Origin of the sequence: Proteus sp. FZP2095, assembly GCF_023701425.1 — a bacterium.
GTDB lineage: Bacteria > Pseudomonadota > Gammaproteobacteria > Enterobacterales > Enterobacteriaceae > Proteus > Proteus cibarius.
On record NZ_JAMQBJ010000003.1, the window covers coordinates 32,636 to 45,337 of the forward strand.

Genomic DNA, 12,702 nt, shown 5'->3' on the forward strand with positions numbered 1-12,702 from the left:
AGACGCATAATGACTAATAAAAACGCATTTCAAACACCGCCCCCTTCCCCTTTTTTGCTGACAGAAAATACACAAAATTGTGCTGAACTTAAGCAATCAATTGAACAATTTCAAGCTTGGTTAACAGATGCTTTTCATCATGATGTTGATGTGGCTTTATTACTTCAGGCTCGTAGCCATTTCATTGATCAACTCTTAACGCAATTATGGCACTATACACAGCTATCTGATTATTCTGATCTTAGTATTATTGCTGTTGGTGGTTACGGTAGACAAGAATTACATCCGCTTTCTGATATTGACCTTCTCTTTTTAAGTGAAACACCTTTATCACCAGAGGCTGAAGAAAAAGTCAGCAAACTCATTGCACTACTGTGGGATGTACGTCTTGAAATTGGTGCCAGTGTTAGAACAATGGAAGAATGTCTTTTAGAAGGCCTTTCAGATTTAACGGTTGCAACAAACTTACTAGAAGCTCGCCTTATTTGTGGGAATAACCCGCTTTACCAGCAATTAATTAATCATATTTTTAGCCAAGGTTTTTGGCCATCACCAGATTTTTTCGCTGCAAAAGTTGAAGAACAAAAGCAAAGACATCAACGATATCATAGTACTAGTTACAATTTAGAACCTGATATCAAAAGTAGCCCCGGTGGACTGCGTGATATCCACACTTTAATTTGGGTAGCACATCGCCATTTTGGTGCAACATCAGTTTCTGAAATGGTTAATTTTGGCTTTTTGACACCAGCAGAAGGGCAAGAGTTATTAGAGTGTCAATACACACTATGGAAAATTCGTTTTGCTCTCCATCTTGTACTTTCTCGCTATGACAATCGACTTTTGTTTGATAGACAACTCAACGTTGCCCAACTTTTAAATTATAAAGGTGAAGGCAATCAGCCGGTTGAAAAAATGATGAAGGATTATTATCGCGTAACTCGTCGTGTTAGTGAGTTAAATGATATGTTACTTCAGCTATTTGACGAAGCTATACTTGCTCTGCAACCTAATGTAAAACCGCGTCCATTAGACAGTGAATTTCAGCTACGAGGTTCATTAATTGATGTTGTTGATGACAGTTGCTTCCTTGATGATCCTATCGCTATTATGCGTCTCTTTTTGCGTATGGCTGAGCATAAAGAAATTACTGGAATTTATTCAACAACACTCCGCCATTTACGTTATGCTCGCCGACATTTAGTACAGCCTTTATGTGAGTACCCACTCGCACGTCAAGTTTTTATGCAGATATTACGCCACCCTCGTGCGGTTTCTGGTGCATTTGTCCCAATGCATAAACACAGTGTACTTGCGGCTTATTTCCCGCAATGGAATAATATCGTAGGCCAAATGCAGTTTGATTTATTTCATGCCTACACCGTTGATGAACATACTATTCGTGTTTTACAAAAACTTGAAAGCTTTGCTTCTTATGAAAACTATGAAAAACATCCGCTTTGTGTTGATATTTATCCCAAACTTCCTCAACTTGAATTACTACGTCTAGCTGCACTTTTTCATGATATTGCCAAAGGTCGCCATGGTGACCATTCCATATTAGGCGCTCAAGACGTTGCTCACTTTGCTCAGCAGCATGGTTTAAATCAGAGAGAATCAACCTTAGTTGAGTGGCTTGTTAGTCATCACTTACTTATGTCTGTCACCGCGCAACGACGCGATATTCAAGATCCTGACATTATTTTTCAGTTTGCATCAGAAGTAAAAAATGAAAGCCGATTACGCTATCTTTTGTGCTTAACTGTTGCTGATATCTGTGCGACCAACAGTAGCCTATGGAATAGCTGGAAACAGAGCTTATTACGTGAACTTTTTCTATCAACAGAAAACCAGTTACGCCAAGGTATGCATTCTATTCCCGACCTACGTGAACGTATTCGACATCATCGTTTGCAAGCACTAACTATTTTACGAATGGAACAAGTCGATGAAGAGAAATTGCAAACAATTTGGGGGCGTTGCCATGCCGACTATTTTTTACGGCATACCCCAGAACAAATTGCATGGCATGCACTTGCATTAATTGAGCATAATAGCGCCGAACCAATGGTGCTAATCAGTCAACAAACTGAACATGGTGGTACTGAAATCTTTATTTGGTGTGCAGATAGACCTTCCCTTTTTGCATCTGTTGCAGGAGAATTAGATAGACGCAATTTAAGTATCCATAACGCTCAAATTTTTACTAACCGCGATAATATGGCTATGGATACTTTTATTGTGTTAGAGCCTAATGGTAAACCGCTGGCGATTGATAGATATAATGCTATTCGTAACGCATTGATCCAAGTAGTATCCGCCCCTTATAACGCCAATGCCAAAACTCGCTCATTACCTGCCAAATTGCGCCATTTTGACGTTCCAACAAAAATTAATTTTATAGCCTCTAATCATAATAAACGCACCTATATGGAACTATTTGCACGAGATCGCCCAGGATTATTAGCAATTATTGGTAAAGTTTTTGCTGATCTTTCACTTTCATTGCATGGTGCTCGAATAACCACAATAGGTGAACGTGTTGAGGATTTCTTTGTATTAACCGATAGCGAAAATAAGGCATTAAACCAAAAAATGAAGGATGAAGTCGTAGAAAGGTTGACAAAAGCCCTAGTTTCAAAGGATAAAATATAGGAACCCACGACAATACATATAGGAAATACTATTGATGCAAGCATTACAATCTATTATTGATAACGCCTTCGAACATCGTGCAGATATCACTCCAAACAACGTTGAGCCTCATATTCGAGATGCCATTAATAACGTTATTGCACTGCTAGACAGCGGAAAACTGCGTGTCGCAGAAAAAATTGACGGTCAGTGGGTGACTCATCAATGGTTAAAAAAAGCGGCTCTACTCTCTTTTCGTATTAATCACAATCAAGTGATAGATGGCAGTGAAAGTCGCTATTTTGACAAAGTGCCTATGAAGTTCGCTGATTATGACCAAGCTCGTTTTGAAAAAGAAGGTTTTCGTGTTGTTCCCCCTGCAGCGGTTAGACAAGGGGCTTACATCGCCCGCAATACTGTATTAATGCCATCTTATGTCAACATTGGTGCTTACGTCGATGAAGGTAGTATGGTTGATACATGGGCAACGGTAGGTTCATGTGCTCAAATCGGTAAAAATGTCCATCTCTCTGGCGGTGTTGGTATTGGTGGCGTTTTAGAACCGCTACAAGCAAATCCAACCATTATTGAAGATAACTGCTTTATTGGTGCTCGCTCTGAAATTGTTGAGGGTGTGATTGTCGAAGAAGGCGCTGTTATTTCAATGGGTGTTTATATTGGTCAAAGTACCAAAATTTATGACAGAGAAACAGGCGAAGTGCATTATGGCCGAGTTCCTGCCGGCTCTGTTGTTGTATCAGGTAATTTACCCTCGAAAGATGGAAGCTATAGCCTTTACTGTGCCGTTATCGTGAAAAAAGTTGATGCTAAAACACGTGGAAAAGTAGGTATTAATGAATTGTTAAGAACTATCGACTAATATAAGAACAGCGGATAGAATTCATTCTGTTCGCTATTCTTTCACTCATCTTTCTATCAGGTGCCAATATATGTACGATAATTTAAAAAATTTAGGGATCCCGCATCCTGAAGATATTGACCGCTATACCCTGCGCCAAGAAGCTAACAACGATATTTTAAAAATCTATTTTCGCAAAGATAAAGGTGAATTCTTTGCAAAAAGCGTAAAATTTAAATACCCACGCCAACGTAAAACGATTTCTGATGGTCAATCAGGACAAGGTTTTAAAGAAGTAAATGAAATCAATACTAACTTACGTTATGTTATTGAAGAATTAGATCAAATTTGCCAACAAGACCAAGTAGAAGTCGATTTAAAGCATAAAATCCTAGATGACTTACGCCACCTTGAGCATGTTGTAGCAAATAAAATTGCTGAAATTGAAGCTGACTTAGAAAAGCTGACTCGCCGTTAATAACATGTAATTTTAGCTAATATGCATGTTAGTGCTATAAAACACACCGCTTACTTACTGTATAAAGCAGAAACAAGCGGTGTTTTTAAAATCAAAAATATTATTCATTATTCTGTTAACCAACTAATTATTGGATTATTTTCTATTTAATCTAATAGGTTAACCCAATTTTCAAGCCAATCTATCGCAAATACTTCAGGCTCTGCAACATCCATACCATCTATTTTCAATATTTCACCGATACGTTTTGCTTGGTGCTCTTGTAACAATTCATCAAATTTCATCCCCGCACCACAAAAATGGTCATAACTACTGTCACCTAAAGCAATTAAGCCGTAACTTAAGTGTGGCTGATGCCCCAGATTATCACGCAGTTTATGAAATAGAGGAGCAATAGTATCAGGTAGATCACCTTGCCCAGTACTTGAGGTTATTACAAGTACTATCGAATATTTTTCCCAATCCGTAAGAGTACCTTCTTCATAAACATTAGCTTGATGATTATGCTCAAGTAAAATACGTTGAGCCTCTTCAGCAACCGCTAATGAATTTCCGTAAACTGTACCTACAAAAATACCGATTTTAGCCATAATGATTACCTATTTTATGCGGTTTAAAATTCAATAAACTTAGTTTTCCTAACATATAGAAATTTAATCTTTATCTCAAGCTTCAGTATCTTTAATTACTTAATCTCATCATCAAACCCATTAGAATTAATAAAATATTTATTATTAATAACATCTTAGTTATCAATAACTCCTTTATGCCCTTATTTAACAATCAGCATATTAAAAATTTTATTCCATTCTTTTCTTTCTTTTGAAAAAAACCAAAGAATATCATCTTTAGGTTTTGATTCTTTTAAAGTTTTTGTTATTAGTTTATTAGCCCACTCGGGTAGTTTTCTATTTTTAAAATCATCGCTATTCAATATGACATTTAAATTCTCGTGCATTAGCATTATATTATCATGCGCTTTATTATTGATATCTAGTCGTTTTTGATATGATTTAGGAAAAAGAAATTTATATGCTTTAGAAAAAAAACCATTATAACTCTCTCGAACATTATTATTAGCACAAAGTACTAAAGCTATTTTATTAATATCCAATAAAATATTTTCTTTTGGTATTTCACTATTAATCCCAGCAGGGTATTTTTTCAATTTATTATCTAAATTTTTTAACAGTGAAATTTGTCTACCATTAACCGATTCAAAAAAAATAAAATATTCATTTTTTATACACTTTATTTTTTCCAAACTAGATTTTAATTCTTTTAATTTATCAATCCCATTTATTTCTTTAGTCGAATTTAATCTACTAATAATAATTATCTCATTATTAAATTCCGTTTCCTTTTCACTTAATATATCAAGATTTATTTTAGATAGATCATTATATTCTAATAGATCAACAAGTTTATTTGCTGCTAAGGTTGTATCAATTGTTTTTTTCTTATTAATTATTATTTTAGAAGATAATTCACTTTCAATTAATTTAATTTCACCTTGAATATTTTCAATTTCACATTGAATTTTTTCAGTTTTTTTAATTTTGTTTTCAAATATATTAAAATTCGAAAGTGGGGTCGAAAGTGGAATATCAACCTCACTATTATCCTCCTGATTGCCTTTTATTTCCTCTTCTATTTTCATAATAGATATATTAAATCCATAAAAACCAATATTATTATTTTCAAATGAAAATAAATTAAAAAACTTATTCCCTTTATTACTCTTATTGTCTAAATTATCATTAATATCATCTAATTTGTAAAACTCACCATTATTATTTATAAAACTATTTATAATTGGATTTTTATCATTAAAAACCACATCATTAAAAGAACTCGTATTATAAATACCTTTTTTCATTTTAGTAAAAAAACTTTCCTTTTTTTTATAAGAAAGTAATCCATTAAATATCTTTTTTATATCACAAACATCATTAATTTTTTTCACACTAATTATTTTATCTTTATTATCAAAAAAAGCCTCAACCCTCCCAGAAATAATCCTATCATTTAGTTTTTTTAGATGTTCTTTATTTTCACCATGATTAGTATATTTATCAATTGAATTGTCTAATTCTTTTTTTATATTACTTAATAAGAACTTTTTATCTTTATTAGCAATAAAAATATTATCATTTCCTTTGTTAAAAAAAAGTGAAACACTATTTTTATCGAACTCAATACTCTCTTTATTTGTTTTATCATTTATATCTGTTATGGATAATAAAAAACCTCTGTGACTATTTATGAAGGTAGGCATGATATCTCTCCACTCTGTTTAATACTTAACAGAATGTCATAGCCAGCATCAATATTATTGCAATAAAAAAGCACTCCCTATTTTAATATGGGAGTGCTTTATGATTTAATATTACAATCAATAAGTTATTTATTCAGCACTATCCAAAGACCTTATATATTCATCCATTTCAGTTTTTAGATTATCTGACTTAGGGCCAAAAATGGCTTGAATACCCGATCCAACGACCACTACACCAGCAGCACCTAATCTTTTCAACTCATCACGATCGACTTTTTCAATTTCTTTAACACCAATACGTAAACGAGTAATACAAGCATCCAAACTACTGATATTGTCTTTACCACCAAATGCAACGACTAAAGATTGCCCCATAGCACTTTTATCTGCTTGTTTCGCGTTTTTATCTTCCACTTCTCTACCTGGTGTTTTCAGGTTTAGTTTCACGATTAAGAAACGGAAAATAGAGTAATATGTTATCGCATAAAGTATGCCAATAATTGGGAACAGATACAGTTTACTGCTGTTGCCACTTAATACGATAAAGTCAATTAAGCCATGAGAGAAACTTGTACCATCACGCATACCTAACAAAATACAAATAACAAATGCTAAGCCGGCTAAAATAGCGTGAATAACATAAAGAATAGGAGCAACGAACATAAATGAGAATTCGATAGGTTCAGTGATCCCTGTTAAAAAGGCAGTTAATGCCGCAGAAATCATAATACCACCCACTTTTACACGATTCTCAGGGCGTGCTGAATGCCAAATCGCAATAGCTGCAGCAGGTAAACCAAACATCTTAAATAGAAAACCACCTGATAACATACCTGCAGTTGGGTCACCAGCCATATAGCGAGGAATATCGCCGTGGAAGACTTGTCCTGCACTATTTACATATTCACCCACTTGCATTTGGAACGGCACGTTCCAAATATGGTGTAAACCAAATGGCACTAACGCTCGCTCTACAACACCATAAATACCAAAAGCAACAGCAGGATTTTGATATGCAGCCCACTCAGAAAAACGTTGAATTGCTGTACCAATAGGAGGCCAAATAAAGGCTAAAATAATCCCAACAAAAATAGCGATTAAGCCAGAAATAATAGGAACAAAACGTTTTCCTGCAAAAAAGCCCAAATACTCAGGCAATTTAATTCGATAAAAACGGTTAAACATCGAAGCGGCAATAATACCCGCAATGATCCCCCCTAATACCCCTGTATCAGTAAGATGTTGAGCCTCAATTTCTGCTGGAGTTAAACCTAAAACCCAAGGAGCAACTACAATCATGGTTTTAGACATGATACCGTAAGCAACTACAGAGGCCAGCGCTGATACCCCGTCATTATTGGTAAAACCTAACGCAACACCAATAGCAAAAATAAGTGGCATATTAGAGAAAACCGAACCACCAGCCTCTGCCATAACTTGGGAAACAGAAGATGGGATCCATGAAAGATCAGCAGAACCAACCCCTAATAAAATACCGGCAATAGGCAGTACGGATACCGGTAACATCAAGGACTTTCCGATTTTTTGTAAAACAACAAATAGGTTTTTAAACATCGAGCAGACTCCCGGAATGTGGGTTTTTATATGTTGTAAGTTTTTATTTGTTTAAAGTAGTGTGGGTTTTATTTCATAAACTTATCTAATGATAGGCCTTATTTATTTTACATCATAAAATAAATCGCTTGATGAATACATGATAGCTGTCACGTTTCAAAACATGTGATCAGATCAATTAATAGAATTATATATTTTACAAATAGTTAAAATAAACTACAAATTTGCGCAAACTATCAAGACTTAAGTAAAAAAGCCTTGATAGTCACAAAATGAAATCAATAATTAAAATAAGAAAGGAACTAAAAATGATGAGCTAAATCTTCACCATACTGCTCTAATTCAGGTCTTAATCCACGCCAACCAAATTGATTAATAAGATGTTGCCAAGGCAGATCCCATTTAGCTGTTAAGTTAAGTGGTTGCAATGTAATTGGATGAATTAAGTTTAGATGGCTTGCATGTAACATCAAGCGATGAGATTGAAAATGATTTACAACACCACGATTTTGACGCAAATCACCATGAGCGGTATCACCAATAATTGGGTGTCGAATATGAGACATATGGCGACGTAATTGATGCTTGCGACCCGTTTCAGGACGTAGTTCTAATAGACTAAATCGAGATGTTGGGTAGCGTCCAATTGCAACCTCTTTTTCAACCGTTCCTAATGGTTGGCAGTGAGTTACACAATCTTGAATTTGTGGTGGTTTAGTTGCAAATTTATCTGCAATTTTATCGAGTTCTTCCACTAAAGGGCTATCTATAACAGATGCCTCTTCAACGTATCCTCGAACAACAGCATGATAAATTTTTTCTGTTTTATGTTGTTCAAAAGATTGAGAAAGTACTCTAGCAACATCAGAAGAAAGTGCCATTAATAGAACACCTGAAGTAGGCCTATCTAGACGATGCACAGGGAAAACATGTTGCCCGATTTGATCTCTTAATGTCTGCATGACAAACACGGTTTCATGTCTATCTAACCAACTGCGGTGAACAAGCCAACCCGCAGGTTTATTCACCGCAACAAGATGTTCATCTTGATAAATAATATCTAGCATTATCGGCCTTATGATTTAAACATTGCGTCAAGTTCACGCAAATGATTGAGTAAATCAGTAACATCTCGGCTTTTATCTTCTTTAAATGCTTCTTCGTAATAAGGTGCGATTGCAAATGTATTAGGTAATGGCATTTCGCTTTTAATCATCGATGACAATCGCGGAATTAATACCCACTGCAGCCATTCATGAGCACTCATTGTATCAATACAGAAAGGCTCAACACTTTCAAATGCTTGTTCAGTAGGAGATTCTAATTGCCATAGCTCAATGTTCTTCATCTCTTCTTCAATCAAGAGCAATTTCGCTAAAATGCGTTGTTCTGGTGTCATCATTTATCCCTTATATAAAACTTACGAATAAGGATAACATTGGGATGGAATAGCAGAAAACAAATAAAAAAATAAAAGGAGCCGAAACTCCTTTTAGACAAGAAAAATAGTTGTCTGTACAACACGTGCATCCAAGCAAGACCGTTTTTATCTATCCCTGTGATTAAGTCCGTATCCACATTAATGGAAATATCCTATTTCCTGTGTCCTTGATTACTCTACATTTTATCGGTCACCAAGCAGTCCCTTAGTTGGTGGACGTAGAATGCCAATAATTGATTAGTTAAACAACCCACAAAACAGAAACAATTAAAGAGTTATAACTATAAATAAAAACAATAAGTTAATAACTTATTGCTCTGTTTAAATAAATCAATTTTATTTTTATCAGTGACATCTTTTTGATAAAAAAACACACACTTTTTTGTAAGATATATCTCACAAGAAAAAAGGTTTATGGAGTACATCAGTCATTATATACAGCGACTAATTCTGATAGAAAAAGAGATAAATTTTCAGCTAAAACTTTTCTTTTCTTTTGGCCGAAAGTTTCAAGAATGACTTCACCGGAAACATTACACACGGAAATTATTTCATTCTCTGAATCTGTAGTGCCAATAAACAATGTAGGTGTAAGTTTTAAACGTTTTTGTGTCACTAAATGACCAATAATATTTTCTTGTAAGCGAATAAAATCTTCTTCACTCCACACTTGGATCAAGCTGAAATCTACCTCTCTAAAACGAACTTGCATATCACCAGCATACTGAGTGGTAAAGTAATCGTGCAATTCAGGGCGAATAATAATCCCCATCGCTTTTTCAACTTTTTCTAGTTTATCTGTTCCTACAAAAGGCTGTGGTAACCAGTAAACAACTTCATCTCCTGTTCTTGATATACAAATAGAAGGAACACCATAAAGATCTTCACTTGCAGGAGGTAAACCTGATTTTTCTTGCCATAAATCAACATATTTTTGCGTAAAGGCTTTTAATTCAAAGGAGATGTTTTCAGTCATGATTATCTGTTTTATCTATTTAAATAAGAATTTCCTTTATGTTACCTGATTATCCCATTAATTCAGAGCATCAAAAATAAAGCATTCATATACTATTGATGTTTCAATAGTATAATTAACCTTCTTTTATTTTCAGTTAAAGTTAGGATGTAAGTTATGTCTTTATATCAAGGTGATAAATCTCTTGAAGCATTATCTCTGGGCAAAGAGACTCAATATCATGATCAATATGATGCCGGATTATTGCAAGGTGTACCACGTAGCCTAAATCGAGATTCACTCTCTTTAACTCCTGAAAATTTACCCTTTCATGGTGGTGATATTTGGACTATGTATGAGCTCTCATGGCTTAATAGCAAAGGCCTACCACAAGTCGCTATTGGTCATGTTGAATTAGATGCAACCACTGAAAATCTTATTGAATCTAAAAGTTTTAAATTATATCTCAACAGTTTTAATCAAACTCGATTTGAAAGTTGGGATGTCGTCGAAAAAACCTTGCTTAAAGATTTAACGACTTGTGCTAAAGGCGAAGTTAATCTGACCATTTATCCACTTTCGCATTTTACATCACAACCTATTGTTGATTTTGCTGGAGAGTGTATTGATGAACAAGATATTGAAATTAATAATTATCAGTTTGATGTGCAATGGTTAAACGAATCGACAACCGATACATTAGTTGAAGAAACCCTTGTCAGCCATCTGTTAAAATCAAATTGTCTGATTACCAATCAGCCAGATTGGGGATCAGTCGCTATTCAATATAAGGGTAAAAAGATTGATCGTGAAAAACTACTGCGCTATTTAGTTTCATTTAGACAACACAATGAATTTCATGAACAGTGTGTTGAGCGAATTTTCCACGATATCATGCAATTATGTGCACCAGAAACATTAACTGTTTATGCAAGATATACGCGACGCGGTGGATTAGACATCAATCCTTGGCGTAGTAATTGTGAGTTTGTTCCAGAAATTAGTCGATTAGCCAGACAATAACGGGAATAATGCCTGTATGTTAATATGATCTGTGTTATACCAAGATCAGTTGCACTTCAGTTTGTTATTTCAGGAGAAAAAGGAGTCCTACGTGATAACTCATGTCAGCCCATTAGGTTCCATGGATCTGCTTTCACAGCTAGAAGTTGATATGCTAAAGAGAACCGCAAGCAGTGATCTTTACCAGCTGTTTCGCAATTGTTCTCTCGCTGTTCTCAACTCTGGTAGCCTTACTGATAGTAGTAAAGAACTGTTATCTAAATACCAAGATTTTGATATTAACGTACTGCGCCGTGAACGTGGCGTAAAACTAGAGTTAGTCAATCCTCCTGAAGACGCCTTTGTTGACGGAAAAATTATTCGCTCACTACAAGCTAACTTATTTGCAGTGCTTCGTGACATATTGTTTGTTCATGGACAGATCACAACGGCAAAGCGTGATCTTCACCTGAACTTAGAAAATAGCACTCATATCACTAATACTATTTTCTCGATTTTGCGCAATGCACGAGCCCTTCATATTGATGAAGATCCTAACATGATCGTTTGCTGGGGTGGCCACTCAATTAATGAAACTGAGTACCTTTACGGCAGAAAAGTTGGTAACGAATTAGGGTTACGTGAACTCAATATCTGCACAGGTTGTGGACCCGGTGCGATGGAAGCACCAATGAAAGGGGCGGCCGTTGGTCATGCTCAACAACGTTATAAAAATAGCCGTTTTATTGGTATGACTGAGCCTTCAATCATTGCAGCTGAGCCACCAAATCCATTAGTTAACGAACTGATTATTATGCCAGATATAGAAAAACGTCTGGAATCGTTTGTTCGAATTGGACACGGGATTATTATTTTCCCTGGTGGTGTAGGGACAGCAGAAGAATTGCTGTATCTGCTTGGTATTCTTATGTCACCAGAAAACCAAGATCAAGTATTACCACTGATTTTAACTGGCCCTAAAGAGAGTGCGGACTACTTTAATGTATTAGATGATTTTATCGCAAATACATTGGGTGACGAAGCTCGACGCCATTACCAAATTATTATTGATGATGCACCTGAAGTTGCTCGTATCATGAAAAAATATATGCCTTTGGTAAAAGATAATCGTCGTAGTACTGGTGATGCTTATAGCTTTAACTGGTCAATGAAGATCAATGCTGATTTACAGCTTCCTTTTGAACCAACTCATGAAAATATGGCATCACTTAACTTAAGTACCGATCAATCACCTGAAAAATTAGCGGCTGACTTACGTCGTGCGTTCTCGGGTATTGTTGCAGGTAATGTAAAAGAAGTGGGTATGAAGGCGATTGAAGCTTACGGCCCTTATAAAATTCATGGTGATCGTGAAATTATGCGTCGCATGGATATTTTATTGGCGGGCTTTGTTGAGCAACATCGTATGAAACTTCCGGGCGGTACAGCTTACCAACCATGTTACGAGATTATCAGCTAA

11 protein-coding genes are annotated in these 12,702 nt (G+C 35.4%); 5 read left to right on the top strand and 6 right to left on the bottom strand.

Going from position 1 to position 12,702, the window contains the following annotated elements:
- Positions 1–9: 9 nt before the first annotated feature.
- From glnD to NBG71_RS13055, 3 genes are all read left to right on the top strand, one after another.
- The gene (glnD, locus tag NBG71_RS13045; RefSeq protein ID WP_250916912.1) at positions 10–2,655 is read left to right on the top strand and encodes a bifunctional uridylyltransferase/uridylyl-removing protein GlnD; all 2,646 of its coding nucleotides are present in this window, start codon (positions 10–12) and stop codon (positions 2,653–2,655) included.
- A gap of 34 nt (positions 2,656–2,689) precedes the next feature.
- Entirely contained in the window at positions 2,690–3,514 is an 825-nt protein-coding gene (gene dapD / locus NBG71_RS13050; RefSeq protein ID WP_075671712.1) for a 2,3,4,5-tetrahydropyridine-2,6-dicarboxylate N-succinyltransferase, read from the top strand.
- A 70-nt stretch (positions 3,515–3,584) separates the two neighbouring features.
- Entirely contained in the window at positions 3,585–3,971 is a 387-nt protein-coding gene (locus NBG71_RS13055) for a DUF3461 family protein (protein ID WP_006535910.1), read from the top strand.
- Between the two features lie 146 nt (positions 3,972–4,117).
- Here NBG71_RS13055 and NBG71_RS13060 read toward each other — a convergent pair whose 3' ends face one another.
- From NBG71_RS13060 to syd, 6 genes are all read right to left on the bottom strand, one after another.
- The gene (locus NBG71_RS13060; protein WP_156733991.1) at positions 4,118–4,561 is read right to left on the bottom strand and encodes a flavodoxin; all 444 of its coding nucleotides are present in this window, start codon (positions 4,559–4,561) and stop codon (positions 4,118–4,120) included.
- Between the two features lie 182 nt (positions 4,562–4,743).
- Complete coding sequence (locus NBG71_RS13065; RefSeq protein WP_250916913.1) at positions 4,744–6,249, bottom strand: hypothetical protein; 1,506 nt, start codon at positions 6,247–6,249, stop codon at positions 4,744–4,746.
- A 129-nt stretch (positions 6,250–6,378) separates the two neighbouring features.
- Complete coding sequence (ptsG, locus tag NBG71_RS13070; RefSeq protein ID WP_075671718.1) at positions 6,379–7,824, bottom strand: PTS glucose transporter subunit IIBC; 1,446 nt, start codon at positions 7,822–7,824, stop codon at positions 6,379–6,381.
- 302 nt (positions 7,825–8,126) lie between these two features.
- Positions 8,127–8,891 (bottom strand): tRNA pseudouridine(65) synthase TruC, encoded by a 765-nt coding sequence (gene truC, locus NBG71_RS13075; protein WP_075671720.1) that lies wholly within the window; start codon positions 8,889–8,891, stop codon positions 8,127–8,129.
- A gap of 8 nt (positions 8,892–8,899) precedes the next feature.
- Positions 8,900–9,223, bottom strand: coding sequence for a YqcC family protein (locus NBG71_RS13080; protein ID WP_075671722.1), 324 nt, complete (start codon positions 9,221–9,223; stop codon positions 8,900–8,902).
- A 466-nt stretch (positions 9,224–9,689) separates the two neighbouring features.
- Positions 9,690–10,241, bottom strand: coding sequence for a SecY-interacting protein (gene syd, locus NBG71_RS13085; protein ID WP_109420102.1), 552 nt, complete (start codon positions 10,239–10,241; stop codon positions 9,690–9,692).
- Between the two features lie 156 nt (positions 10,242–10,397).
- Here syd and queF point away from each other — a divergent pair, with 156 nt between their 5' ends.
- Together queF and ppnN are read left to right on the top strand one after the other, a co-directional pair.
- Entirely contained in the window at positions 10,398–11,243 is an 846-nt protein-coding gene (gene queF, locus NBG71_RS13090) for an NADPH-dependent 7-cyano-7-deazaguanine reductase QueF (RefSeq protein ID WP_075671726.1), read from the top strand.
- Positions 11,244–11,334: 91 nt separating this feature from the next.
- Positions 11,335–12,702: a nucleotide 5'-monophosphate nucleosidase PpnN gene (gene ppnN / locus NBG71_RS13095; RefSeq protein WP_036913815.1), complete on the top strand. Its 1,368-nt coding sequence runs from the start codon at positions 11,335–11,337 to the stop codon at positions 12,700–12,702.